The sequence below is a fragment of the Janthinobacterium kochi genome (assembly GCF_051380715.1).
Taxonomy (GTDB): domain Bacteria; phylum Pseudomonadota; class Gammaproteobacteria; order Burkholderiales; family Burkholderiaceae_D; genus Janthinobacterium.
Window position 1 is genome coordinate 706,955 of record NZ_JBNYXO010000002.1, and the last position, 24,385, is coordinate 731,339.

Here is a 24,385-nt window from a genome sequence, read left to right on the forward strand (position 1 = left end):
TCTTGAAAAGCTCTCCCATGCATCTCACTGGCACCCTGCAACAACGCGCCACGCGCCTGGTCTTTTTCGCCGCCGGCCTCGGCATGGCGGCCTGGGCGCCGCTGGTTCCCTACGCCAAGTCGCGCCTGGGCCTCGATGAAGCGACCCTCGGCATTTTGCTGCTGTGCCTGGGCGCCGGCTCGCTGTGCGCGATGCCGTTTACGGGCATGCTGTCAAGCCGCTTCGGCTGCCGCCGCGTCATCGTCGGCGCCGGCCTGTTGTTGATCGCCATCCTGCCCGGCCTGGCGCTGGCCGCCACACCGCTGCAACTGGGCCTGGTGCTGCTGGTGTTCGGCGCGGCCATGGGTACCTTCGACGTAGCCATCAACATCCAGGCGGTGATCATCGAAAAGGCCAATGGCGGCGCCATGATGTCGGGTTTTCATGCGCTGTTCAGCGTGGGCGGCTTTGCCGGTGCGGCCTGCATGGCCCTGCTGCTGTGGCTGGGCCTGACACCGGCCTGGTCGTGCGTGGTGGTGATGCTGCTGCTGTGCGGCGTGCTGGGCGCGGCGCAAGGCCATCTGTTGCCGACAGCGTCCACCTCGGGCGAAAAGACGCCGCTGTTCGTCATGCCCCATGGCGCCGTCATTCTCATCGGCTTGCTGTGTTTTATCGTTTTCCTGGCCGAAGGCGCGATTCTCGACTGGAGCGCCCTGTTCCTCACCACCACGCGCGGCGTGGAAGAAGCCAAGGGCGGCCTCGGCTACGCTGCCTTCGCCATCGCCATGACCTTGGGCCGCTTCACCGGTGACAAGGTGGTCAGCCGCTTTGGCGGCAAGCGTGTGCTTACTTTTGGAGGGCTGTGCGCAGCCGCCGGCTTCTTCCTGGCCGTGCTGGCGCCGCACGCCAGCCTGGCCATGGCCGGCTTCGTGCTGATCGGCCTGGGCGCGGCGAACATCGTGCCCATCCTGTTCACGGCCGCAGGCAACCAGCACGCCATGCCGGCCAGCCTGGCGGTGGCGGCCATCACCACCATCGGCTATGCGGGCATCCTGGCCGGTCCGGCCGTCATCGGTTTCGTGGCCCACGCCACCAGCCTGAATATCGCCTTCGCCATGCTGGGCGCCGCCCTGCTGCTGGTGGCGGCCAGCGCGCGCCTGGTGGCGCCGGCAAAACAGGTATCCTGATCCCCCTTCTGCCTGGCGGACGGTGCTAAAAAAGCGCCGCCCGTCAGCGCCCAAATAAGGTCGGCAAGCCTCTGTCGTGGTAAGCTTCGACCCCGCGCACATTGCTGGCGCCACGCGCTCACCCCATCCTGTCACTTATACCCGTACTTATACCCTTTTATACATCTATGGATCTCATTCTTGCGTTAAAAGCCATCATCATGGGGCTGGTCGAAGGTTTTACCGAATTCTTGCCGATTTCGTCCACGGGACATCTGATCCTGGCCGGCAGCCTGCTCGACTTTACACAGGATGTCTCGAAAGAAGTCATGGGGGTATTTGAAATCGCCATCCAGGCCGGCGCCATCCTGGCCGTCTGCTGGGAATACCGTCAGCGCATCGGCAGCGTGCTGTCCACCTTCGGCACCGAGGTCAAATCGCGCAAGTTCGTGCTGAACGTGGCCATCGCCTTCCTCCCGCTGGCCGTTATAGGACTGGCCATAGGCAAGATGATCAAGCATGCGCTGTTCAAGCCCGTGCCCGTGGCCATGGCCTTCATCATCGGCGGCGTCATCATCCTGCTGGTGGAGCGCCGCGCGCGCACCAATCCCGTCACCGTGCGCGTCAACTCGGTCGATGAAATGACGCCGCTCGACGCCTTGAAAGTGGGCTGCGCGCAGGCGTTCGCGCTGATTCCCGGCACCAGCCGTTCCGGCTCGACCATCATCGGCGGCATGCTGCTGGGCCTGTCACGCAAGACGGCCACCGAATTCTCGTTCTTCCTGGCCATCCCGACGTTGCTGGCCGCCACCTTCTACTCGCTGTACAAAGCGCGCGACATCCTGTCGGCCACCGACGTGCCCCTGTTCGGCCTGGGCACCGTGGCCGCCTTCATCTCCGCCTTCCTGTGCGTGCGCTGGCTGCTGCGTTACATCAGCTCGCACGACTTCACGTTTTTTGCCTGGTACCGCATTGTGTTTGGCTTGCTGGTCCTGGCCAGCGCCCACTACGGCTGGGTTGTTTGGGCAGAATAAGGCACTATGAATCAAGATCTTAACCAGCGCGCGCTGCACCTGCTGCAAACCGTTTTCGGCTATCCGGCCTTCCGCGGCCAGCAAGCCGACATCGTCGACCATGTCAGCCATGGCGGCGATGCGCTGGTGCTGATGCCCACGGGCGGCGGCAAGTCGCTGTGCTATCAGATTCCCGCGCTGCTGCGCGATGGCGTGGGCGTCGTCGTCTCGCCGCTGATCGCGCTGATGCAGGACCAGGTGGATGCGCTGGAGGAAGTGGGCGTGCGCGCCGCCTTCCTCAATTCCACGCAAACCTACGAAGAAGCGAGCCGCATCGAGCGCCTGGTGCGCACGGGTGGCATCGACGTCGTCTACGTGGCGCCCGAACGCCTGATGACGCAGCGTTGCCTGGACCTGTTCCAGGCGTCAAAAATCTCCCTGTTCGCCATCGACGAGGCGCATTGCGTGGCCCAGTGGGGCCATGACTTCCGTCCCGAATACATCAAGCTGTCGGTGCTGCACGAGCAGTTCCCGGACGTGCCGCGCATCGCGCTCACGGCCACGGCCGACCCGCAGACGCGCGCCGAAATCGCCCTGCGTTTGCAGCTGGAAGACGCGCGCCAGTTTGTCTCTTCCTTCGACCGTCCGAACATCCGCTACCAGATCGTGGAAAAGGCGAACGGCCGCAAGCAGCTGCTCGACTTCATCAACACGGAACACACGGGCGACTGCGGCATCGTCTACTGCCTGTCGCGCAAAAAGGTGGAAGAGACGGCAGAATTTTTGAACCAGAGCGGCATTCGCGCCCTGCCGTATCACGCCGGCATGGAGTACGCCAAGCGCAGCGCCAACCAGGCGCGCTTCCTGCGCGAAGAAAACATCGTCATGGTCGCCACCATCGCCTTCGGCATGGGCATCGACAAGCCCGACGTGCGCTTCGTGGCGCATCTGGATCTGCCGAAAAGCATCGAGGGCTATTACCAGGAAACGGGCCGCGCGGGTCGCGACGGCATGGCCGCCAACGCCTGGATGGCGTATGGCTTGCAGGACGTGGTGCTGCAGCGGCGCATGATCGACGAATCGGAAGCGGACGACACCTTCAAGCGCGTGCTCGGGGTGAAACTCGACGCCATGCTGGGCCTGTGCGAAACGCTCAGCTGCCGCCGCATGCGCTTGCTCGAATACTTCGGTGAACCGGCTTCGCCGTGCGGCAATTGCGATACCTGCCTGGTGCCGCCCGTATCCTTCGACGGCACCGTGCCCGTGCAAAAACTGCTGTCGGCCATCTACCGCGTCGACCAGCGCTTCGCCGGCGGCCATGTGATCGACGTGCTGCGCGGCGTGGAATCGGAACGCATCAAGACCTGGCACCACGATACACTGTCGGTCTTCGGCATCGGTTCGGACCTGGGCGAGGCGGAGTGGAAATCGATTTTGCGCCAGGCCATCGCACTGGGCCTCGTCTCGGTCGACCATGAACAATACAGCTCGCTGAAACTGACGGACGCTTCGCGCCCCGTGCTCAAGGGCGGCCAGAAAGTGCAGCTGCGCCAGTACCAGAAACCGGTGAAAACCAGCAAGCGCAGCACCAGCGTGGCGAAAGGCTATGTCGAAACGGATCTGTCGACCAGCGAGCAAGCGATTTTCGACAAACTGCGCTGGTGGCGCGTGGAGACGGCGCGCACGCACAATGTGCCGGCGTACGTCATTTTTGTCGACGCCACTTTGCGCGAAATCGCCAAAGCCAAACCCACCTCGCTGGAGCAGATGCGCGGCGTGAGCGGCGTGGGCGAGAAAAAACTGGCCTCGTACGGCGACGAAATCGTCGCCATGATCCTGGAGATGATTTGATGGAAGCACTCTCGCCCGACCTGATCTATCAGGCGGTGAAAATTCTCGGCGCCCAGCCTGACGCCGACGACGCGGTGGAAGCGCAAGTACGTGCACTGGTGCAGGATGACCTCACCGTGCGCCGCCTGGCCGACGTGGTGCCGGAAGCCTTCGGCCTGGTGCTGGCGTCGCACCTTCCCGGCGCCGAAAACATGACCCTGCCCGACACCTTTTGCGCCCAGGACGACGACGGCGAATGGGTGGAGTTCCCCCTGCGCCGCGAACCGATCTTTGTTGTCGCTGCGGATATCGCCCAGCATACCTTCCACAATGGCCCGCGCGCGCTGATGCAAAACCTGGCCGACCGCAGCTCCTTGCTGTCGGCCATCAACAAGGGCTTGAACGCGGGCGGCTCGCTCGACGGCACGACCCTGGGCCCGCCGTCCTTCTTCGGCCTGCCCGCTTCGCTGTACCAGCCGGCGGCATCGACCGGCAAGGCTTGACCACCATACCTTGCATGCGCCCTTGATAAGAGAACGGTCCCGCGATGGAAACCAAATGGCTGGAAGACTTCATCTCGCTCGCTGAAACGCATAATTTCAGCCGTTCTGCGGCCCTGCGCCACGTCACGCAGCCGGCCTTTTCGCGGCGCATACAGTCGCTGGAAAACTGGCTCGGCATCGACCTGGTCGACCGCACTTCGTATCCCACGCGCTTGACGCCGGCTGGCGCCGTGTTCTACGAGCAGGCGCTGGAAATGCTGGGGCAGATCAACGGCGTGCGCGCCCTCTTGCGCGGCAAGCGGGCGGCCACGCAAACGAGTGTCGATTTCGCCGTGCCGCATACCCTGTCGCTGACCTTCATGCCGAAATGGCTGACGGCCCTGGAAGACGGTTTTGCGCCCATCAACAGCCGTTTGATGGCCCTGAACGTGCACGACGCGGTGCTGCAGCTGGTCGATGGCGGCTGTGACCTGCTGCTGTGCTATCACCATCCGCGCCAGCCGGTGCAGCTAGACCCGGGCCGCTACGACATGCTGGTGATGGGCCGCGAAACCGTGCGCGCCTATGCGCGCTGCGGCCAGGACAAGGTGCCGGACTTCGTCCTGCCTGGCAGTGCCAAGGAGCCGCTGCCCTTCCTCTCCTACACCAGCAATGCCTACCTGGGACGCATGGTGGAACTGCTGGTGGCCGACGCCAAGGCTCCCCTGTTCCTGGAAACCTGCTACGAAACGGACATGGCCGAAGGCCTCAAAATGATGGCACTGGAGGGGCGCGGCATCGCCTTCCTGCCCGAATCGGCCGTCATGCGCGACGTCAAATACAAGCACCTGGCGCGCGCCGACGGCGGCGCGCCGGGCTGGGAAATCGAGCTGGAAATCCGTTTGTACCGCGAACGCCCATCGAGCCTGCGTCCCGGCAAGCAGATCGTCGAAAGCCTGTGGCAGTACCTGGTGCAGGCGCAGGAAAGCGCCGCGCGCGGCGGAAAAAAACGCCGGCGCGCGGCTGTCACCACAATTCCATCCTGACCTCCAAACTATGCAATAAATGCATAACCGGATGCGCACAAAGCATTGGCCGGGGCATGAAGCTATCGCCTACGATGCGGTTCCGCTGCGCGCAGCTGCATCCCGGTTGCGCCTCTAACGTATTCGTATTGTCAGGAGCTTTCAAGCATGACCAGCAAGCACGCACTTCCTTCCTACCTCAATCCTGAAGACCTGGGCCCATGGGGCGTCTACCTCGAGCAGATCGACCGCGTTACGCCCTACCTGGGCAACCTGTCGCGCTGGGTGGAAACGCTGAAGCGTCCAAAGCGCATCCTGACGGTCGACGTGCCTATCGAGCGCGATGACGGCACCATTGCTCACTACGAAGGCTACCGCGTGCAACACAATCTGTCGCGCGGCCCGGGCAAGGGCGGCGTGCGCTTCCACCAGGACGTGACCCTGTCGGAAGTGATGGCCCTGTCGGCCTGGATGACGGTCAAGAATGCTGCCGTCAACGTGCCATACGGCGGCGCCAAGGGTGGTATCCGTGTCGATCCGAAGACCCTGTCGCGCAACGAGCTGCAGCGCCTGACCCGCCGCTACACGAGCGAGATCAGCATGATCATCGGACCAAACAAGGATATTCCTGCGCCGGACGTCAACACGAATGAACAAGTCATGGCGTGGATGATGGATAGCTACGCGATGATCGGCGGCAATATGTCGACCGGCGTCGTGACGGGCAAACCAATCTCGCTGGGCGGCAGCCTGGGTCGCCGCGATGCGACGGGCCGCGGCGTGTTCGTCGTCGGTTGCGATGCGGCCGCCAAAGTCGGCATGTCGCTCGAAGGCGCGAAAGTCATCGTGCAAGGTTTCGGCAACGTGGGCGGCGTCGCTGCACGCATGTTCGCTGAAGCCGGTTCGAAAATCGTCGCGGTACAAGACCACAAGACCACCGTGGTACATGCCGGCGGCTTGAACATCCCGCAATTGCTGGCACACGTGGCCGAAGTGGGCAGCGTCGAAGGCTTCTCGGGCGCCGAGGCATTCGTGCCACGCGAAGATTTCTGGGGCATCGATTGCGACATCCTGATCCCGGCCGCGCTGGAACAGCAGATCACGGCCGAACGCGCACAAGTCATCCGCGCCAAGATCATCCTGGAAGGCGCCAATGGCCCGACCCTGCCGGCAGCGGACGACATCCTGACCGACCGCGGCGTGCTGATCGTGCCGGACGTGCTGGCCAACGCCGGCGGCGTAACCGTCAGCTACTTCGAGTGGGCGCAGAACTTCTCGAGCTTCTTCTGGACGGAAGAAGAAATCAACAGCCGCCTGACGCGCATTATGCGCGAAGCGTTCGACGCGGTATGGCAAGTGTCGCAAGAGAAGAAAGTGTCGATGCGTACCGCCACCTTCATCCTGGCGTGCACACGCGTGTTGCAAGCTCGCGAAGTGCGCGGCCTGTATCCATAATGGCTGCCTGAGAAAATGCCTGGGGCGTTGTTGCCTGCCCCTCGCCGTACTGGCGTACTGTCTTCGGGGCGGCGCCTAGCCCCCGACATTTTTCAGACGCCATTGCTACCTTTGACGCCATTGGTTTAATGGCGCTCTAAAAAAATCCCGCCACACTTTTGTGTGAGCGGGATTTTTTGTATCTGGCGGACTTTTTTACGCCGCGTAGCCTTGCGGGTTCTGGTGCTGCCAGCGCCAGTGGTCGCGGCACATGTCGTCGATGTTTTTCTGCGCTTGCCAACCCAATAATTCCTTCGCCTTGTCGGCCGAGGCGTAGCAGCTGGCGATGTCGCCGGGGCGGCGTGGCACGATGTCGTACGGCACGGTGCGGCCGCTGGCCGCCTCGAAGGCACGCACGGTATCGAGCACGCTGTAGCCGTGACCCGTTCCCAGGTTGACGGTAAAGCCGCCCTCGGTGGAAAACAGGCGGTTCAACGCGGCCACATGGCCCAGCGCCAGGTCAACCACATGGATATAGTCGCGCACGCCCGTGCCATCCGGCGTAGCGTAGTCGTTACCAAAGACGGCCAGGCGCTCGCGGCGGCCCACTGCCACCTGGGCGATGAAAGGCATCAGATTGTTCGGGATGCCGGCCGGATCTTCACCGATCAAGCCGCTGGCATGCGCACCGACTGGGTTGAAATAGCGCAACACACCGACTTGCCATTGAGCATCGGCATGCACGAGATCGGCCAGGATCTGCTCGACCATCAGTTTCGAGCGGCCGTATGGGTTGGTCACGGACAGGCGCGACGATTCCAGGATCGGCAAGGCTTCCGGATCGCCATACACAGTGGCCGACGAGCTGAAGACAAAACGCTTCACATTCGCCGCAGCCAGCACTTCCAGCAACGCTACGGTGCCCGACACGTTGTTGTCCATATACATCAGCGGCTGCGCCACGGATTCGCCTACCGCCTTCAAGCCCGCGAAATGGATCACGGCATCGATGGCATGCTCGCGCAGGACGGTGGCCATGGCCACACGGTCGCGCACGTCAGCCTCGTAGAAAGGCACGCTTTTTCCGGAAATGCGCTCCACGCGCGCCATTGCTTCGCGCGCGCTATTGCACAGATTATCCACCGCGACGACCTCAAAGCCGGCAGCCAGCAATTCGACGCACGTGTGCGAGCCGATGAAACCGGATGCGCCGGTCACGAGTATTTTCTTGGACATAATATCAATCAATGCAAAAAAGATAAGGCTACCGTAATTCACCCACCTTGCCTAGCCAGTACACGCTAACGCACGCATTAAAAAAGCCTGCGGCGTCGCTGCGGCAGGCTTGTTCTCGTGCAAACGGCACAGGTGGGCAAACCGCCAGGTTTATTTCTTGATGAACACCAGATCCCACACGCCATGGCCCAGCTTCAAGCCACGGTTTTCAAACTTGGTCAGCGGACGGTACGCCGGCTGCGGCGCATAACCGTCGGCGCTATTGTGCAACTGGGGCTCGGCGCCCAGCACGTCCAGCATTTGCACCGCGTAATCTTCCCAATCGGTGGCGCAATGCAGATAGCCACCCGGCGCCAGGCGATCGGTCAATTGCTTGACGAACGGCGACTGGATCAGGCGGCGCTTGTTGTGGCGCGCCTTGTGCCATGGATCGGGGAAAAACACGTGGATACCGGCCAGCGAATTGGCAGGAATCATGTGTGTCAGCACTTCCACGGCATCGTGCTGCAGCAGGCGCAGATTCGTCAGCGACTCTTCGCCGATCAGTTTCAGCAGGCTGCCGACACCCGGTGTATGCACTTCGACGCCGATAAAATCCTTCTCCGGCATGGCCTTGGCGATATGCGCAGTCGTCGCCCCCATGCCAAAACCGATTTCCAGGATGACCGGCGCCTTGCGGCCGAACACCTGTTCGAAGTCCATCGATTCCTTGCCGAAAGGCAACAGGAACTGCGGCCCCAAGGTCTCAAGCGCACGCGCCTGCGCGACAGACAGCCGTCCCGCGCGGGTCACGAAGCTGCGGATGCGGTGTTCGGTCGGATCGTACATCATCGGCCGCGCCGGGCCGTTTGCTGGGGTATCAGAAGACATGGGAATGAAGAAATAAGTGGCCGCGCCGCATAAAACCAGGCGCCAGCGAAAAATGGAGCGGGTGAAGGGAATCGAACCCTCGTCGTAAGCTTGGGAAGCTCGACAAGGAACTCAACAACCATGCGGGCTTGCGGCCCGTTTCTGCTCCGCAAAGGTGACATTATAGCAGCCGTACAAGCGGCCATCCATGCGATGTATTTTGTGTTTGTGGTGCGAAAAATAAACACATAGCGGCCAGAAGAAAAGTTGAACTATTTACATCGAAAATTTTATGGCTACCTCACATAAGTCTTGTAAGAACGGTAGTTATTGTCGAGAGATGACTTGCCGGTTATGATACGGCTGAGAAAATTTTGCCACTTCACTCTCAGACACTCTCACAATATTCCGGTGAGTAAGAAAATAGGTTACAGGTTGAAACATGGAAAAAACAAGCGTAAAGAATCAAATCAGTAAACCTACTTTTATTGACGTGTTTGCCGGTTGCGGAGGCCTTAGCTTAGGGCTTATGAAATCTGGATGGGATGGGCTATTCGCTGTTGAACATGACGAAAATGCATTTAAAACATTACAACACAATCTTATTGAAAAAAATAACCAATATCAGTTTAGTTGGCCAGAGTGGCTGCCAAAGAAACCCCATAGTGCAATAGATATATTGGAAAATTACCTCTCAAACTTTCAGTCTTTGGAAAACAATGTGGATATGCTTGTTGGCGGTCCTCCATGCCAAGGTTTTTCAATGGCCGGACGTCGAGATCCAAACGATCCACGAAATAAGCTCGTAGAGGCGTATTTTCGCCTGGTAAATCTGATAAAACCACGAATCGTTCTTATCGAGAACGTTAAAGGGATAACTCTTGATTTTGATGAAAAAAATGGGGAAAGTGAAGAATCAAGCAAAGTAAACTATGCAAAAAAAATAATTTTAGAATTATCAGATAACTATATCGTATCATCGAAACTTATTGATACGTCACAGTTTGGAGTACCACAAAAACGCCATCGATTCTTCATTATTGCCATAAGAAAAGATATCGCCAAAAACCTAGAAGAAAACCCTATAAACCTCATTGAATCGGACAGAATTTCATTTTTAAGATCAAAAAATATTTCCAGTGTACCGATTTCCGCAAAAACTGCGATTTCTGATTTAACACTAGAGCGTTGCGGAAAAGTAAAAAGCCGAGATACTGAAGGGTTTGAAGAAATTCAATATAATGGCCCCCTAACTTCTTATCAAAAATTAATGAATTCAGGGGACATAAAAAATCCCTCCGATACTCGTTTGGCTCGACATAAAACTGAAATTAAAGACCGATTCAAAAAAATAATTAAGATATGCCAAGATAGTGGAAGACTAAATGTTTCCTTATCAGCGGAAGTTAGAGAAAGTTTTGGGCTGAGAAAGCGCGCGATAAGAGTAATGGACCCAGACAGCCCATCCCCGACCATTACAAGTATGCCAGATGATTTAATCCATTTCAGCGAGCCTCGCACATTAACAGTGCGAGAGAATGCTCGCATTCAAAGCTTTCCTGATTGGTTCGAATTTAAAGGAAAATATACGTCTGGCGGTGAACGCCGTAGGAAAGAAGTACCGCGATTTACCCAGGTAGCAAATGCGGTCCCTCCCTTAATTGCTGAAGCTATCGGCGTATCGCTTTTAAACTACTATTTTTCCGTCTAATTTGGCTTCACCTGCAGTGAAGAGAAAATCTGCTCAAATATTTCTTGCTTCTCTAGTAACGCAAGCCGTAATCCACGCATCTCTTCACATGTGAACTCTTCGCCTTTCTTATTCAAGAGTTTTCTGGAGAAGCCATCAATTGCGACGCGCACATGCGCCAAATCATTTCTTTTTGGCATTATTTTTTCCGCATACTCCAGCATTATTTTATCCTGCTCAACATATCCACCTACAAGTTTTAATGCCTTACGCAGTAAATGCAGCCTATCAGAGCTTGTGTAAACCAAGTGCTTATCGAATAATTCTGAAATATGATTTATTTTTTGAAGCTCTTCTACATTTGCATCGAAGGCTATTTTTATTTTTGCGACTCTTTCAATAATCTTCTTTACAATTTCTTTTTGAAATTCGACATCGTTATTTTCAAACAAATGCAGCAAGCTATCATTCACATAATGATCAATATCGCTAGTTGCCCCCATAACCAATCCTCTTGAATGGTCTATATCAAGAACTTTCTTTACCAAAGTTTGAAAAATACCATCTGCGGTATCAGGCAAGTCATCACGACTAGATAAATATATACCGCTTACATCTGCCGCCTTAAGATATTCTCGCAAATTATTAGCCTGTGCCGAATAAAATATGACGTCTTTATAAGGAAGAACTCGCCGCACCTCTTTTAAACCTTCATCTCCGTTTGGGCCAGCATCCAAATTATAATCCATCAATATTAAATCAACATGATCAGCAAATACATTGTCCGATATGTACCTTTTTGCTTCTTCGACTGAAATAGCAAATTGTACTTTTAATCGAAATCCTTCCGCCCTTATTAGTCGCTCTAACTTCTCTTTCTGGGCCTGTACACTTTCCTGCAAATCCTCAACCCATAGAATGTTAAAGTCTAATCTCATTTTGAAATCCTAACTAAGAAGTGTGCGCCTCGACCATTAGGTCCGCTAGAGACGTCAATTGAACCGTTCATTTCACCTAAAACATGCTTTACATGGTAGAGACCGAGTCCTGATCCATCAGTGGTCGAAAATCCTTTTTCAAAGACTCTATCAAGCTGCTCAATCTTATTATTAAAGCCTTTTCCATCATCGAATACTTCAATGTGTAGACCATTTTTATTAGGATGGCTAATTTTAAAAGTAATAGTTCCTGCGCGAGCCTTCTTTGCATTTGCAACAAGATTATCAATAACTACCGAAATATCAATTGGCTTGAATCTTTGAATAAACTGCTTTCCATCATTTTCCACTTTAATTTCCATAGGACCATGAAGAAAGTCTCGTGCAACCCCTTCAATATATTGCTCTATGTAATTTCCGATATCGGCCTCAATTTTCTCAGACGCCAATCTGAAATTTGCCTTGGTAGCAAATTTTGAAACCCCCATAATTCGGCGATTAATAAGAGCTATCCGTTCAAGTGCATTTATTACATCGCTGGAAGAAACTGATGGCTTCCCAGCAATGCTTACCAAAAAGTTTTCTATCTGTTGGTTTATGTCTACCGAATATATAGTTACTTGATGATGTAAGTTAAGAATAGTGTCTGTATCAAGCGTAGAAATAGAAGCGAGAAAGAGGTTACGTTTTTTTTCCTCGACTAACTGTTCCCGTACAGTTGCTGATGCGTGCTCAGCAATCTTGGCTCGTTCCAGAGCGAGCTCTTTTGCAGATCGTTCCTCATCAGCTTGTCGTCTTGCGGCTTCTTCAGATTTCCGTAGTTCATCGAATTTGCGTTCTGCTGACTCAATATTTTGAAAGAGCTCTACATCCTTGGTCTTTTCGGCGATAGATCTCAAACTCCCCAAGGACCCTTCAAATTGGGAGGAACGTTCATCAAGTATATTAATTAATTTTTTACTGTATTCAATTAACTCAATTTCATCACTATCCACAAGCTTAGCTACTGCGGATGCCACACGGGCTTTACCTGGATCAGTAAGCAATCTCGATATGTCGCTCGTATTTTTATCCTCTTTATCAATAAATGTTACAGGCACAACGTAACGTTCAAGCCTCTTTAAACAATGCTCACGAAAGCACTTTTTTAGTTGGGCTACTGCTGGTGTTTCAATTAATCCCGTATCACGACTAGATGATTCATGAAAATCATCGTCTGCTCCTGACACATCAATTCGGCCAATCACATCCCTTGTACCTAGAAATCGAGCATAGCCCTGTTGCTTGCGCCGGTCCATTTCAAACCAGTCATCGCCTTCTTCGCCAATGGGAAAAACTCTAAATCCATTTCTAAAAAGAAAAACTGCACCGAACTGTACCGACGGTACGCCCATACGCCGAGAAAATGTTAGTTTTGCTGATTGGTTTAGAAAAAATATTTGGCAGCGAAAGCCAGATCGAAGAAGTAATGGATACTCATTAGGTTCACGAATTTTATAAATTAACTCACCTCGATCAGTAAGTGAACTTTCTATAAAGTTTCCACTCGGATCTATTCGAACTTCGATGAATGTAGTTTTTTCCTGAAGCGTCGAAAATATGAAATTTCCGACTGATCCATTTACTATTGAATTAGGTGAAATTTCAATATCTTTTCGCTCAGCATTTGCAATTTCAACCTGATCTTGCATTATTTCTGCTGGCGCGTGAACCACAATACTGAATCCGTCAGATTCTGCGCCGAAAGGATTTATTAATTTTGCAAGCGCTGATTTCAATCTGAGAATAGAGTCTCTATTCCAGTCGCGACGAGTTATTTCTATGGTTAATATAGTTCCGTGAGGACGTTCAGCTATTTCTATTGGCAATTCGAAATTAATTAATTTTGATGAATACGCAACCTCAATATTTTCGAAACGTTCTTTATGATCACGATCAAAAAGATTCCAATCAATCACTAACGAATGCACCTCACCACTGACTTCAGTCATGTGTCGTGTCTGAAGCTTAACTATTTGTCCTAAACGATCCGATGAAAAACGACCAATACCTTTGCTTCCCGCGTAGTGATGACGCTCAGCGATATCGTCCCGGAAGCCACTTGATCTAGTTTGGCCTCGCTTTGAGGAATAAGCAACAAACAGCCATTTATTGCGAATATCCTCATAAGTCATTCCGATTCCATTGTCAGCGACTACGATCTTTCCATCGCCGAAGTAAAGATCGACCTGACTAGCATCGGCATCAAATGAATTTTTAACCAACTCAAATATTGCGACCTCATCATCGGTAATGAGGTCACTACCCAGCACGCTCTTAAGCCCACTACTGACGTCAAAATGCAAGTCTGTTTGCTCGTCATTCTTCATAGCACTCCAATACAGAAGTTGGTTATTAGCAACAATTTAACAAAGATGCATTATATTCCAGGTTTCGAGGGTTGGCGATATCTAAACCAGTCCTCCACGCTGTTGAATTTTCATCGTTCCAACTTGTCCCAATACGTGCAATTAATGATCAACGAGGATCGATAGCCTTACATGGCGGATGATCGCCCGGAAATAAGCTGTAGACCGAAAATATAGCTCGTCGTTGAGAAACCTAAGCTCGGCGACAAAGATCACACAAAGTGCGTCAAAATGAGTCAAATCGCATACCCCCACCTCGCCCCGCCGCGCCAGTCCTCATGCGCCTTCGGCCATGGTGCAAATTTGAGTCAAAAGACCCCTATATAGCGGGCAGGTGTGGAGGGGGGACAACTGCGCGCGCCGGGCCGAAACGGGGCTTTTTCTTGCCTCTGTAGCAATGCCATTCGTCGGGACGTGAAAAAGCCGCCTCATGGGCGGCTTGCGCGGTGGCTGGGGCGCTCTGGCGCGGCTGGGCTATCGCGGCCCCGCCCTGCCGGCTATCGCGGAGTGGCGCTCATCCTGCGCGGCCGGCGCGCGCCTTGGCCGCTTGCTCCTTCTCGTAGTCGTCGCGGCAGTCCAAATCGCAGAACAGCAGCGCGGGCGCCAGCGGCTCGTCGCAGTAGTGGCAGCAGCCGTGCGCCCCCAGGGCGGGCCGGCTGCGCACGGCGGCCAGGCCGCGCGCCACTTCGGCAAAGATGATCTTGTCCGTGTTGTCGATGTGATCGCTCATGCCGCACCTTCCCCGCCTGTGGCCAGGTCATACGGGGCGAAGCGCACCACTTCCACGCCGGCCCACTCGTTGATCGCTTCGAACTGCGCCTGCAGCGGCACCAGCTCATTACGCGCGAAGACGCGCGCGGCCGGTTCCACGGCGCCGAAGCCGCCGGCATTGTTCGGCAGGATGCCCATCAGCTGCGGCGGCACGCGGTGCGCGGCCAGTTGGTCGTCGCGCGTGACGCTCTTGATGTTGAAAAACTCGTCCTTGGCGGCCACGTCCGACACGGGCAGAATCTGGATGCCGTCCTTCTTGCCGTTCGGCGCGTACATGAACAGGTTGCGGAAGTTGCCCGGCCCCTTGCTGTCGCGCATGGCCTGGCGCAAGTTGTCCACGTCCTGCGTGTTCGCCGCGGCGTCCGTCATGTAAAAGACGAAGCCCGCATGCGAGCCGTTCTTGTAATACTTGCGGCGGAACAGGGTCGCCGCCTCGTTGAGCCAGGCCGATTGCAGGGCGCTCAGGTACTGCGGCACGCCGTACAGCTCCTGGTTGACGTCCGGTTCCATCAGGTGGAACACGCGGCCCTTGTCGAATTCATGCACGGCCTGGTAGCCGTTGACGAAAAAATAGGTATCCAGATCGACGCCGCGCCGCATGTACTTGGCCAGCGCATGCTGGTACGCCAGCGCCTTGCCGCTGCGGCTGGGCCGGTCTTCCAGGTAAGCATTGCCGAAGGTCAGGAAGTCCAGCGCCATGCGTTTGAAGGCGTCGCGCGAGAGGTACTTGCTGGGGATCAGGGTTGACGCCAGCACGTTGGCCTTGAAGTGGATGGCGCTGCTGTGGTGCACGCCCGCGTTAAACGACTTGGCCAGGCCGGCCAGGTTGACGGGCGGCTCATACCAGTGTCCGTTCTTCCAGCATTCGAAGCAGTCGAGAATGTCGGCGTGCTCGAGCACGGGCGTCGGGTCGCCAAAGGAAAACGCCTCGATGCCGGCGGCGGCCGGCGCCGTGGCGGGTGGTGGTGCGCTCCCGGCCTGCCGGCCGCGCAAGTGTCGTGCTTTTCTCAAGAATAAATCTCCATGAAAGATTGGTGGTTGTCGGTGGTGCCTTCGAATGGTTCGTGATCGAGGGCGTGCATGCAGGCCCACGCCAGATCGGCGTGGCCGGTTTCGTCGCTGCGGCCGGCGACATAGGTCACGTGCCGCCCGCTTGGGGTGAGGGTCTTGTGGATGGCCATGAACGATTGCGCGATGTCCGTCCAGCCGGCGTCAAACTCCAGCCGGCCCTTGCTGATGATGTTTTTGGCTTTCAGCACCATGCGGGTTTTGACTTCGGGCGAGTAATTCAGGGCCGTGACGGCCGGGAAGAAGCCGCGCACGATAGGCAGCACGCCGATACCCATGCCCGTGGTATCGATGCCGATATATTCGACGTTGTAACGCTGGGTCATCTGGCGGATGGCGTCGGCGTGATCCTCGAAGCTCTGCCCGCGCCACTGGTGGCGCTCCAGGATGCGGAACTTGCCGCCAGCCGTCATGGGCGGCGCCAGCACGACGCAGCCGGCGCTGTCGCCGTTCAAGGCCGGGTCATAGCCGATCCACACGGGCCGGTTGCCGAACGGACGCAGCCCCATTAATGGCTTGTAGTCGTCCCACTCCACCCAGGAATCGACCATGCAGCGCTGCAGCTCGGCCAGCGGAAAGACCGAGGCCGAGTCGTCGATGAAATTGCACATCAGCAGGTTGTCGAACTGGTCGGGGCTGTATTCGAAGTTGCGCAGCTCGTCGATGTCGAACAGGTTGCAGCCGCCGCGCTCGGCGTCGAGGATGGTGACGATCTGGCGCCAGATCTTGTCTTCGCCCGTGAAGCCTGACGACAGGCGCCCGTGGCTCACATCGATATTCACCTGGTCCGCCTTGGCGCGGCGCTTGTTGAACAGCTCGCCCGTCCAGAACGGGTAAGCCTGGTGCGTGGTCGAGGATGGCGTTGAAAAGTAGGTCTTGCGCCACTTCTTGTGGATGGCCATGCCCGAGGCCACCTTGTTCAACTCCTGGAAATTCTGTGTCCAAAAGAATTCATCGAAGTAGAAATTGCCGTGGTAGCCCTGCGCCGTGCGCGCATTGGTGCCCAGAAAATACAGGTGCGCACCGTTCGGCAGCACGATGGGGTCGCCCGTCAGCTCAATGCCGGCCGCCTCGCGCGCGAATTGCACGATGTACTGCTTGAAGACGTGCGCCTGCGACTTCGATGCGGACAGGAAGATTTGATTGCGCCCCGTTTCCATCGCATCGGCCAGCGCCTCGCGCGCGAAGTACCAGGTGGCGCCGATCTGGCGGGACTTCAAAATGGCGCGCGTGCGCTGGTCGCCGTTGCGATACCAGACCTTTTGATAATCGAACAGCGAATCCTGGAAGGCATCGAGCAGCTGGATTTTCTGTTCTTCGCTGAAATCGTTACGGGTCGGTTTCTTCTTCGGCCCCGCGTTGCGGTTCGCCAGCTTGGGGTTGAGATCGACCTCATTGCCGCCCGGCTGTTCATAGCGGCGCACGCGCGCCATCTGCACGATGGTGCGGGCGAGTAAATCGATTTCCTTGTAGTCGCTGCCGCTCTTGACCTCTTTTTCGATCAGTTTCACCAGGCGCAGCTCGGCAGACGCCTCGACGTGCTCGATGGCCCGTGCCTTGTCCCATTCGTCGCGCTCTTTCCAGCTATTGATGGTGCTGCGCTTGATCCCCAGGTGGCGGGCGATGGAGGAAATGCGCCAGCCCTTCCAGTACAGGGCGCGCGCGGCACGGCGCGGCTCGGATTCGGGCACGGTCAGTTCGCCGATGATTCCATCGACGGTTTGTTCGCTTGTTTTCTCGATTGTCAGCATGCCGCCAGCGTAGGCCGCGCGCGCGCGGAGCGGGGGAAGGCAAAAGTCGCTATGGCCCATAGCAACCCGCACCGCATTGAATCGCGGCGCCAAGACGTTGACCATGGCGTTATCCGATCAACCGAGAACGCCCACCATGTCCAAATCGAAATTTTTCCGCGTCGCCACCGAAGGCGCCACCACGGACGGCCGCAACATCGACCGCGCCACCATCGAGCAGATCGCCGCCACCTACAACCCGAAGACCTACGGCGCGCGCATCTGGCTCGAGCACATTCGCGGCATCCTGCCCGACAGCCAGTTCAAGGCTTACGGCGACGTGATCGCCGTCAAGGCCGAGGAAGTGGACACCGACAGCGGCAAGAAACTGGCCCTGTTCGCGCAGATCGAACCCACGCCGGAACTGGTGGCCATCAACAAGGCGAAACAGAAGCTGTACACCAGCCTGGAAATTCAGCCCGACTTTGCCGACTCGTCGCAGCCCTACCTGGTCGGCCTGGGCGTCACGGACAGCCCTGCCAGCCTGGGCACCGAGGCGCTGCAATTCTCGGCCAGCCGCAAGCAGCAAAGCACCAACCTGTTCACCTCCGCCGTCGAGGTGACGCTGGAATTTGAAGAGCCGCAGGGCATCAAGCTGGCCGACGCCGTGAAAAACCTGCTGTCGCGCTTTTCGAATAAATCCGGCGCCGACGCCGCGCAATTCGCCGACGTCAGCGAAGCCGTGCAGGCGCTGGCCGGCCACGTCGTCACCGTCAACGACAACTACGCGGGCACCGTGACCCGCCTGGAAAAAACCGAAACAGCCTTGAAGGCAACGCAGGAAGAGCTGGCCGCCTTCAAGGCGCAAATGGACGAGGCGCCCGGCAACGGCCCGCGCCGCCCGGCCGCCACCGGCAACGACGGCGCCGTGCAGACCGAGTTTTAAGCGCGCGCCATCCACCAACACCCCATTCAACAACGGAGCAATGATTTATGAAAAAGCAAACGCGCCAGGTATTTTCCCAGTATGAAACCCGCCTGGGCCAACTGAACGACACGGACAACGTGGCCAAGACGTTCAGCGTCACGCCCAGCGTGCAGCAAAAGCTGGAAACGAAGATGCAGGAATCGAGCGAGTTTCTGTCGAAGGTGAACATCATCGGCGTGACCGAGCAGGAAGGCGAAAAACTGGGCCTGGGCGTGTCCGGCCCGATTGCCGGCCGCACCAACACCAAGGACAAGGAACGCAAGACGCGCGACCTGTCCACCCTGGACGGCACCAAGTACCGCTGCGAGCAAACCAACTTCGACACGCATTTGAACTATGCCAAGCTGGACGCCTGGGCCAAGTTCGCCGATTTTCAGTCGCGCGTGGCCAATGCCATCCTGACGCGCCAGGCGCTGGACCGCATCGTCATCGGATTCAATGGCGTGAAAGCCATGGCCGACACCGATCTGGACGCCAACCCGCTGCTGCAGGACGTGAATAAAGGCTGGCTGCAGCACCTGCGCGAACTGGCGCCTGAGCGCGTGCTGGGCCTGGTGGCCAGCGGCATGCCGGGCAAGGTCATCATCGGCGACGCGGCCGATGCGGACTATGCCAACCTCGACGCGGCCGTCACGGATGCCGTCAACCTGCTGGACCCGTGGTATCAGGAAGACACCAACCTGGTGGCCATCGTCGGGCGCAAGCTGTTGAACGACAAGTATTTTCCATTGGTCAACACCAAACAGGCGCCCACGGAAACCCTGGCGGCCGACATCATCATCAGCCAGAAGCGCATCGGCGGCTTGCCGGCGGCGCGCGTGCCGTTCTTCCCGGACAACGCCATCCTGATTACGCGCTTCGACAATCTGTCGATCTACTTCCAGGAAGGCGCGCGCCGTCGCCGCGTGGAGGACGTGCCCAAACGCGACCGCATCGAAAACTACGAGTCGTCGAATGACGCCTACGTGATCGAAGACCTGGGCCTGGCCGCGCTGGTGGAAAACATCGAGCTGAAAGACAAGTGATGGGCAATCTTTCCCCTGCCCTCCGCCACCGCGCGCGAATGCTGGCCGAGCGCACGGCCGGCGCCGCCGCGCCGCTGGGCGTGACCACCGGCAGTGCTTATGAGCTGATGCTCTACAAGCTGTCCGATGATCGACGCCAGCTGAAATCCATTCAGTCGGTCCAGCGCAAGATCGAGGTCAAGGCCACCATGCTGGCGACCTATGCGCAGTGGATCGACGGCGTGCTGGCCGGCGGCAAGGGCGCGCAAGACGATGTCGTGGCCACCTTGCTGGTATGGCACATCGACACGGGCGAATATGACCGCGCCCTGGTCATTGCCGCCTACTGCATGGAACACAAGTTTACCTTGCCCGATGGCTACAGCCGCGACATTCCGACCATGATGCTGGACGAATTTTCCGCCGCCTACCTGCAAGGCAAGCTGGGCGACAATTCGCAGCATGCCGTGGCCGTGCTGGGCACCGTCGAACAGTTGACGGCCGCCAGCGACGCGCCCGACCAGGCGCGCGCCAAACTGTACAAGGCGATTGGCCTGGCCATGATCGCCGTGCTGGATCAAGCCGATGACACGGAGATCGCCCCGGCGCTGGTGGCGCAGGCGGAAACGGCCATGGCCCAGCTGAAACGTGCGCGCGCCCTGTCCGAGTCGTGCGGCGTCAAGAAAGATATGGAACGGCTGGAGCGGCGCCTCAAGCGCGCGGCCGGTTCCACGTAAAGAGCATCCCCCGCAGCACGGCGGCACGGGGGGATTCTGGCCAACGCATAGTCAACGATGCTGACCTGATGAACCCCGTCCACCGCCCCATTTTGAAAGCGCCCCGTATGTCCTTCATGGCCCTGCCCCCGTCCATCCCGCCCGGCACCACGCCCGCGCCGCCAGCACCGGCCGCCGGCGTCATCGAGAACGACGGCTGGTTTCCTGACATCCTTCTCACCGATATGCGCGACGCCATGCGCCTGGACGGCACCGTCACCGACGCGCGCCTGGTGCAAGCCGTGGTCGATGCCATCCTGCAGGTCAACCGCGAGCTGACCGACTGGCAGGGCAAGCAGGCGGCTGCAGGTATCGCCGCCCTGGTGGACGTGCCTGCCGCGCGCATCAACCGCGAATCCCGCCTGCTGGCGCAGTACCGGCGCGCCGTCTACAGCACGGCGAAAGCGGATCTGATCGAGCGTTACCGCGATTACGACAGCACCGCCACGTCCGTGAGCGACAAGAAAAGCATGGAGTGGCTCGACGACGCCCCAGGCGCGCAGCGGCGCAATGCGCAATGGGCCATCGCCGATATCGTCGGCCGCACGCACCTGACCGTGGAATTGATCTGATGCAGGTGCGCACGCAGCAGCACGACACGGTGGACGCCCTGGTCTGGCGCTACCTGGGCGACGGCGCGGGATACGTCGAGCAAACCCTGGAAATGAATCCCGCGCTGGCGCGCCACGGCGCCGTGCTGCCGGCCGGCCTGGTCGTCACCCTGCCGGAACCTGCCGCCAACGTGGCCGCCGTTGCCGATCTTGTGCAGTTATGGGACTAACTTTTTTAACAACACCTCTACTTATCCTCATCATGGAGAAACAAGCAATGTCCGCAGAATCGTTTGGTGGTTTCGCCACCCTGGTCAAACTGTACGGCTTCAAGGCGGCGCTGGGCATGGTCGGCGCCGCCATGCTGTACATCGTGCTGCCTCCATTGAATGCCGATGGCACCTTTAACAAGGGCGAATTCGTCGCCCGCCTGGCCTGCGCCGGCGTGTTCTCCTGCCTGCTGGGCGGCACTGTGTATCAACTGCTGTGCGCCCAGCTCCCCGCCATCGGCGCCATGGTCAACGCCAGCGCCATCGACTTGATTGTCGGCGCCCCCGGCTGGTGGGTATCGCGTGCCGTGGCCCTGTGGTTCCAGCGCCGCAGCGACAAGGACATCGCCGAACTGGTCAAAGACGCGAAGGAGCATTGATGGCCACCACGGAAAATCTCCTGATCGCGCGCACCATTGACGCCATCCTGCGCGCCGAAGGTGGCTACGTGAACGACCCGCAAGACAAGGGCGGCGAAACCAATTACGGCATCACTGTCGCCGTGGCGCGCGCCAACGGCTACACGGGACCGATGCGCGACCTTCCCGTGACGGTGGCGCGCGCCATCTACACGGCCCGCTACATCACGGAACCGAAGTTCGACCAGGTGCTGGCCCTGCATGCCGGCATCGGCACCGAAGTGATCGACACGGGCGTGAACATGGGGCCGCACCGCGCGGCCGAGTTCCTGCAGCGCTGGCTGAACGGCTTCAATGACACGGGCGCCCGCTATCCCGCCCTGTTCGTCGACGGTCGCCTGGGCGCGCAGTCGCTGGGCGCCCTTGCATCCTTCCTGAAATGGCGCGGCCAGGACGGCGCCACCGTGCTACTGCGCGCCTTGAACGGTCTGCAGGCGGCGCGTTACCTGGAAATCACCGAGGCCAACAAGACCCAGCGCCGTTTCCTGTTCGGCTGGATCAAGGAACGGGTGGCCATGTGACCGCGACCACCTGGCGTCCGCTGGCCGCCTGCCTGCTGTGCGGCGCCATCGCGGGCTGGACGACGCAGGGCTGGCGCAAGGACGCCAGCATCGCCGAACTGCAGCGAGCGGCCGCCACCAGCAAGACCAATGCCGCCACCGCAGTGGCCCAGGCCACCGCTCGCGTGCTCACCTTGGAGCGCGCCGCCGGCGGCGCCCTGGCGCAGCGCGCCGACCACCTCACCCAGGAACAAACCCATGCGAAAACCGAACGTGACCATTTCAATGCTGACGTGCGCAGCGGCGCTGTGCGCCTGTCAATCACCGTCGCCAGCGGCCACTGCGCCGCCACTGCAGATTCCACCGCTGCCGCAGGCGATCGGCATCAAGCGCGCGCCGAACTTGACGCAGCGACTGCGGCAGCTCTTGATGCCATTGCCGGCGACGGCGACGACGCCACCCGCCAGCTGAACGCCTGCATCGACGCCTACAACACCGTGCGAGACACCTACCATGTACAAACCGAATAGCCTGCGCCAGCACCTGGCCGCCGCCATCCCCGACCTGCAGCGCGACCCCGACCGCCTGCTGGTCTTCGCCGACGAGGGCAACGTGGTGGCGTCGGCCACCGCCTCCCTCTCCTTCGAATACCGCTTCAAGCTCAACCTGATCGTCACCGACTACGCGGGCGACGCCGACGCCATCATGGTGGCCCTGATCGCCTGGCTGAAAATCCACCAGCTCGACATGATGGCCAACGAGGAAACGCGCAAGCATGGCATCGCCTTCGAGGTGGACTTCAACAACCATGAAACGGTGGATATTTCGATCAAGCTGGACCTGACCGAACGCGTGGCCGTCAAGACCGGCGAATCGGGCCGCCTGGACATCAAGCACCTGGCCGAGATACAGCACATGCCCGCCTATGCTGACGAGTTCTGGAAGCTGTACGCAGGCGAGACCCTGCTGGCCGAATGGCGCACGCCCGAGGCCACGCCATGAGCGACAACCTGCACGCGCTGGAAGCCTGGGCCGGCGCCCTACTGGCCAAGCTGCAGCCAGCCCAGCGCCGCGCCATCAATCACAAAGTGGCCATCGACCTGCGCCGCAGCCAGGCGCAGCGCATCAAGGCGCAGCAGGGACCGGACGGCACGGCCTATCCGGCGCGCAAGCGGCGCAAGGAATTCAAGGGGAAGAATGGACGGATCAAGCGGCAGAAGGCGGCCATGTTCGCCAAGATTCGCACCGCCAAACACCTGAAAGTGAAGGCGACCGGCGACCAGATCGAGGTCGGTTTCTTTGGCTGGGTGGCGCGCGTGGCGCGGGTGCATCAGTTTGGCCAGCAAGACCGCTTGTCGAAAAAAGGGCCACTGTACAAGTACCCGGAGCGGTTGCTGCTGGGCTTGGGTGAACCGGATCGGACCTTGATACGCGAATCGTTGCTGCGTCACATGGAAAAAAACTAAGATGCTTCAATGCGATCTTCAACTGACATTAGTTATCAAATGAGTTAGAGTCGCATAATGCCGACCGCGACTGACCAAGAGCGCTCGGGCGCTTAAACACATATTAATTAACTCAGGAGTTCTCCATTGGACAAAGCTTACTTCTTTATTGCGGGTGCATTCACATTGTCTGTGTTCCTAGGTTTCCGGAACACAAGAGTCTGGCCTGCGGTTTGTCTTATAGCGATAGCGCCCGCTGTACTATCCCTTGCAGGGTTAGGCTTCCCATCGACAAGCATGCTGTTTGTTAGTCTGCATCTTATCGGTCTAACAATCTTGTACACCTTCATCGGTTTTATAGGGGTGCTGCTGGGCAAAAGCATCCGAAAGAGAGTTAGTAGCAATGGCGGCGAATTACCCCAGAACACGCGTGTGTAAGCTTGGCCAAGGACGGAAGCCAACACGACTAGTATGGTGTTGCTTCAATCGTCAGCAAACGGCCACAAGCAGACATTCGAGAAGAATAAATCTATCTCACAGACAGAGTTTTAGTTTTTAATTCGCAACTCACAAACGAGGCATCTGATGATACTACTGAAGTCGCCACTGGCATTTCTTTTCGCTGTTGCTGTTTCTGGCTGCACTACAACCCAAGTAGCTGGTTCCTGTCTAACCTCTCCGGGTGGTGCCTGCTACGTGTCAAGACCCGCCTGGTTATAAACACGTTTAACGAATAATTGTGGCTTTTTTGCCTGCCATTTCTTCATTGCCTGAATCGGCGTTTCGTTGTTGAGAGCACGCTGTGGGATGTTGT

Annotated in this window: 24 protein-coding genes and 1 pseudogene; 17 read left to right on the forward strand and 8 right to left on the reverse strand. The window is 57.7% G+C overall.

Annotated elements, in window-relative coordinates:
- Window positions 1–17: 17 nt before the first annotated feature.
- From ACQ4WL_RS07545 to ACQ4WL_RS07570, 6 genes are all read left to right on the forward strand, one after another.
- The gene (locus ACQ4WL_RS07545) at window positions 18–1,166 is read left to right on the forward strand and encodes an MFS transporter (RefSeq protein ID WP_436509058.1); all 1,149 of its coding nucleotides are present in this window, start codon (window positions 18–20) and stop codon (window positions 1,164–1,166) included.
- 167 nt (window positions 1,167–1,333) lie between these two features.
- Window positions 1,334–2,179 carry an undecaprenyl-diphosphate phosphatase gene (locus tag ACQ4WL_RS07550; RefSeq protein ID WP_436509059.1) on the forward strand — a complete coding sequence of 282 codons (846 nt, stop codon included), beginning with the start codon at window positions 1,334–1,336 and terminating at the stop codon, window positions 2,177–2,179.
- A gap of 6 nt (window positions 2,180–2,185) precedes the next feature.
- Window positions 2,186–4,009: a DNA helicase RecQ gene (gene recQ / locus ACQ4WL_RS07555; protein ID WP_436509060.1), complete on the forward strand. Its 1,824-nt coding sequence runs from the start codon at window positions 2,186–2,188 to the stop codon at window positions 4,007–4,009.
- The gene (locus tag ACQ4WL_RS07560; protein WP_436509062.1) at window positions 4,009–4,491 is read left to right on the forward strand and encodes a hypothetical protein; all 483 of its coding nucleotides are present in this window, start codon (window positions 4,009–4,011) and stop codon (window positions 4,489–4,491) included. The genes recQ and ACQ4WL_RS07560 overlap by 1 nt, the downstream gene beginning before the upstream one ends.
- A 44-nt stretch (window positions 4,492–4,535) precedes the next feature.
- Entirely contained in the window at window positions 4,536–5,516 is a 981-nt protein-coding gene (locus ACQ4WL_RS07565) for a LysR family transcriptional regulator (protein WP_436509064.1), read from the forward strand.
- Window positions 5,517–5,663: 147 nt separating this feature from the next.
- Entirely contained in the window at window positions 5,664–6,950 is a 1,287-nt protein-coding gene (locus ACQ4WL_RS07570) for a Glu/Leu/Phe/Val family dehydrogenase (protein WP_436509065.1), read from the forward strand.
- 195 nt (window positions 6,951–7,145) lie between these two features.
- Here ACQ4WL_RS07570 and galE read toward each other — a convergent pair whose 3' ends face one another.
- Together galE and trmB are read right to left on the reverse strand one after the other, a co-directional pair.
- The gene (galE, locus tag ACQ4WL_RS07575) at window positions 7,146–8,165 is read right to left on the reverse strand and encodes a UDP-glucose 4-epimerase GalE (RefSeq protein WP_436509066.1); all 1,020 of its coding nucleotides are present in this window, start codon (window positions 8,163–8,165) and stop codon (window positions 7,146–7,148) included.
- 150 nt (window positions 8,166–8,315) lie between these two features.
- A complete protein-coding gene (gene trmB, locus ACQ4WL_RS07580; RefSeq protein ID WP_436509113.1) occupies window positions 8,316–8,996 on the reverse strand; it encodes a tRNA (guanosine(46)-N7)-methyltransferase TrmB in 681 nt (226 codons plus the stop codon).
- Between the two features lie 460 nt (window positions 8,997–9,456).
- Between trmB and ACQ4WL_RS07585 the strand changes: the two genes are divergently transcribed.
- A complete protein-coding gene (locus ACQ4WL_RS07585) occupies window positions 9,457–10,725 on the forward strand; it encodes a DNA cytosine methyltransferase (RefSeq protein WP_436509068.1) in 1,269 nt (422 codons plus the stop codon).
- On the opposite strand, the gene ACQ4WL_RS07590 is transcribed toward ACQ4WL_RS07585, so the two are convergent.
- From ACQ4WL_RS07590 to ACQ4WL_RS07610, 5 genes are all read right to left on the reverse strand, one after another.
- Window positions 10,722–11,642 (reverse strand): hypothetical protein, encoded by a 921-nt coding sequence (locus tag ACQ4WL_RS07590; protein WP_436509069.1) that lies wholly within the window; start codon window positions 11,640–11,642, stop codon window positions 10,722–10,724. The two genes, ACQ4WL_RS07585 and ACQ4WL_RS07590, sit on opposite strands and share 4 nt — an antisense overlap.
- Window positions 11,639–14,011: an ATP-binding protein gene (locus ACQ4WL_RS07595; RefSeq protein WP_436509070.1), complete on the reverse strand. Its 2,373-nt coding sequence runs from the start codon at window positions 14,009–14,011 to the stop codon at window positions 11,639–11,641. The genes ACQ4WL_RS07590 and ACQ4WL_RS07595 overlap by 4 nt, the downstream gene beginning before the upstream one ends.
- Before the next feature lie 553 nt (window positions 14,012–14,564).
- Window positions 14,565–14,780: a hypothetical protein gene (locus ACQ4WL_RS07600; RefSeq protein ID WP_436509071.1), complete on the reverse strand. Its 216-nt coding sequence runs from the start codon at window positions 14,778–14,780 to the stop codon at window positions 14,565–14,567.
- Window positions 14,777–15,832, reverse strand: a complete 1,056-nt coding sequence (locus ACQ4WL_RS07605; RefSeq protein WP_436509072.1) for a phage portal protein — start codon at window positions 15,830–15,832, stop codon at window positions 14,777–14,779. The genes ACQ4WL_RS07600 and ACQ4WL_RS07605 overlap by 4 nt, the downstream gene beginning before the upstream one ends.
- Window positions 15,829–17,595, reverse strand: a complete 1,767-nt coding sequence (locus ACQ4WL_RS07610; protein ID WP_436509114.1) for a terminase ATPase subunit family protein — start codon at window positions 17,593–17,595, stop codon at window positions 15,829–15,831. Before ACQ4WL_RS07610 ends, ACQ4WL_RS07605 begins: the two co-directional genes overlap by 4 nt.
- Window positions 17,596–17,776: 181 nt before the next feature.
- Here ACQ4WL_RS07610 and ACQ4WL_RS07615 point away from each other — a divergent pair, with 181 nt between their 5' ends.
- The 10 genes from ACQ4WL_RS07615 (at window position 17,777) to ACQ4WL_RS07660 (ending at window position 23,592) form a co-directional block, all read left to right on the forward strand.
- Window positions 17,777–18,565 (forward strand): GPO family capsid scaffolding protein, encoded by a 789-nt coding sequence (locus ACQ4WL_RS07615; protein ID WP_436509074.1) that lies wholly within the window; start codon window positions 17,777–17,779, stop codon window positions 18,563–18,565.
- A gap of 47 nt (window positions 18,566–18,612) precedes the next feature.
- Window positions 18,613–19,632 carry a phage major capsid protein, P2 family gene (locus ACQ4WL_RS07620; RefSeq protein ID WP_436509075.1) on the forward strand — a complete coding sequence of 340 codons (1,020 nt, stop codon included), beginning with the start codon at window positions 18,613–18,615 and terminating at the stop codon, window positions 19,630–19,632.
- A complete protein-coding gene (gene gpM, locus ACQ4WL_RS07625; RefSeq protein ID WP_436509076.1) occupies window positions 19,632–20,348 on the forward strand; it encodes a phage terminase small subunit in 717 nt (238 codons plus the stop codon). The genes ACQ4WL_RS07620 and gpM overlap by 1 nt, the downstream gene beginning before the upstream one ends.
- A gap of 107 nt (window positions 20,349–20,455) precedes the next feature.
- Complete coding sequence (locus tag ACQ4WL_RS07630) at window positions 20,456–20,959, forward strand: head completion/stabilization protein (protein WP_436509077.1); 504 nt, start codon at window positions 20,456–20,458, stop codon at window positions 20,957–20,959.
- Window positions 20,959–21,168, forward strand: coding sequence for a tail protein X (locus ACQ4WL_RS07635; protein WP_436509079.1), 210 nt, complete (start codon window positions 20,959–20,961; stop codon window positions 21,166–21,168). Before ACQ4WL_RS07630 ends, ACQ4WL_RS07635 begins: the two co-directional genes overlap by 1 nt.
- Before the next feature lie 47 nt (window positions 21,169–21,215).
- Window positions 21,216–21,587: a hypothetical protein gene (locus ACQ4WL_RS07640; protein WP_070224671.1), complete on the forward strand. Its 372-nt coding sequence runs from the start codon at window positions 21,216–21,218 to the stop codon at window positions 21,585–21,587.
- Complete coding sequence (locus ACQ4WL_RS07645) at window positions 21,587–22,147, forward strand: glycoside hydrolase family 108 protein (RefSeq protein WP_436509081.1); 561 nt, start codon at window positions 21,587–21,589, stop codon at window positions 22,145–22,147. Before ACQ4WL_RS07640 ends, ACQ4WL_RS07645 begins: the two co-directional genes overlap by 1 nt.
- The gene (locus tag ACQ4WL_RS07650) at window positions 22,144–22,656 is read left to right on the forward strand and encodes a lysis system i-spanin subunit Rz (RefSeq protein WP_436509083.1); all 513 of its coding nucleotides are present in this window, start codon (window positions 22,144–22,146) and stop codon (window positions 22,654–22,656) included. The genes ACQ4WL_RS07645 and ACQ4WL_RS07650 overlap by 4 nt, the downstream gene beginning before the upstream one ends.
- A complete protein-coding gene (locus ACQ4WL_RS07655; protein ID WP_436509085.1) occupies window positions 22,640–23,128 on the forward strand; it encodes a phage tail protein in 489 nt (162 codons plus the stop codon). Before ACQ4WL_RS07650 ends, ACQ4WL_RS07655 begins: the two co-directional genes overlap by 17 nt.
- Window positions 23,125–23,592, forward strand: coding sequence for a phage virion morphogenesis protein (locus ACQ4WL_RS07660; protein WP_436509087.1), 468 nt, complete (start codon window positions 23,125–23,127; stop codon window positions 23,590–23,592). Before ACQ4WL_RS07655 ends, ACQ4WL_RS07660 begins: the two co-directional genes overlap by 4 nt.
- Window positions 23,593–24,263: 671 nt before the next feature.
- Here the strand turns inward: ACQ4WL_RS07660 and ACQ4WL_RS07665 are convergent.
- A pseudogene (locus ACQ4WL_RS07665) lies at window positions 24,264–24,385 on the reverse strand (IS481 family transposase); the annotation flags it as partial.

Coding starts and splice junctions, on each gene's coding strand:
- ACQ4WL_RS07545 (WP_436509058.1), top strand. CDS start 18: ATGCATCTCACTGGCACCCTGCAACAACGCGCCACGCGCCTGGTCTTT.
- ACQ4WL_RS07550 (WP_436509059.1), top strand. CDS start 1,334: ATGGATCTCATTCTTGCGTTAAAAGCCATCATCATGGGGCTGGTCGAA.
- recQ (WP_436509060.1), top strand. CDS start 2,186: ATGAATCAAGATCTTAACCAGCGCGCGCTGCACCTGCTGCAAACCGTT.
- ACQ4WL_RS07560 (WP_436509062.1), top strand. CDS start 4,009: ATGGAAGCACTCTCGCCCGACCTGATCTATCAGGCGGTGAAAATTCTC.
- ACQ4WL_RS07565 (WP_436509064.1), top strand. CDS start 4,536: ATGGAAACCAAATGGCTGGAAGACTTCATCTCGCTCGCTGAAACGCAT.
- ACQ4WL_RS07570 (WP_436509065.1), top strand. CDS start 5,664: ATGACCAGCAAGCACGCACTTCCTTCCTACCTCAATCCTGAAGACCTG.
- galE (WP_436509066.1), bottom strand. CDS start 8,165: ATGTCCAAGAAAATACTCGTGACCGGCGCATCCGGTTTCATCGGCTCG.
- trmB (WP_436509113.1), bottom strand. CDS start 8,996: ATGATGTACGATCCGACCGAACACCGCATCCGCAGCTTCGTGACCCGC.
- ACQ4WL_RS07585 (WP_436509068.1), top strand. CDS start 9,457: ATGGAAAAAACAAGCGTAAAGAATCAAATCAGTAAACCTACTTTTATT.
- ACQ4WL_RS07590 (WP_436509069.1), bottom strand. CDS start 11,642: ATGAGATTAGACTTTAACATTCTATGGGTTGAGGATTTGCAGGAAAGT.
- ACQ4WL_RS07595 (WP_436509070.1), bottom strand. CDS start 14,011: ATGAAGAATGACGAGCAAACAGACTTGCATTTTGACGTCAGTAGTGGG.
- ACQ4WL_RS07600 (WP_436509071.1), bottom strand. CDS start 14,780: ATGAGCGATCACATCGACAACACGGACAAGATCATCTTTGCCGAAGTG.
- ACQ4WL_RS07615 (WP_436509074.1), top strand. CDS start 17,777: ATGTCCAAATCGAAATTTTTCCGCGTCGCCACCGAAGGCGCCACCACG.
- ACQ4WL_RS07620 (WP_436509075.1), top strand. CDS start 18,613: ATGAAAAAGCAAACGCGCCAGGTATTTTCCCAGTATGAAACCCGCCTG.
- gpM (WP_436509076.1), top strand. CDS start 19,632: ATGGGCAATCTTTCCCCTGCCCTCCGCCACCGCGCGCGAATGCTGGCC.
- ACQ4WL_RS07630 (WP_436509077.1), top strand. CDS start 20,456: ATGTCCTTCATGGCCCTGCCCCCGTCCATCCCGCCCGGCACCACGCCC.
- ACQ4WL_RS07635 (WP_436509079.1), top strand. CDS start 20,959: ATGCAGGTGCGCACGCAGCAGCACGACACGGTGGACGCCCTGGTCTGG.
- ACQ4WL_RS07640 (WP_070224671.1), top strand. CDS start 21,216: ATGTCCGCAGAATCGTTTGGTGGTTTCGCCACCCTGGTCAAACTGTAC.
- ACQ4WL_RS07645 (WP_436509081.1), top strand. CDS start 21,587: ATGGCCACCACGGAAAATCTCCTGATCGCGCGCACCATTGACGCCATC.
- ACQ4WL_RS07655 (WP_436509085.1), top strand. CDS start 22,640: ATGTACAAACCGAATAGCCTGCGCCAGCACCTGGCCGCCGCCATCCCC.
- ACQ4WL_RS07660 (WP_436509087.1), top strand. CDS start 23,125: ATGAGCGACAACCTGCACGCGCTGGAAGCCTGGGCCGGCGCCCTACTG.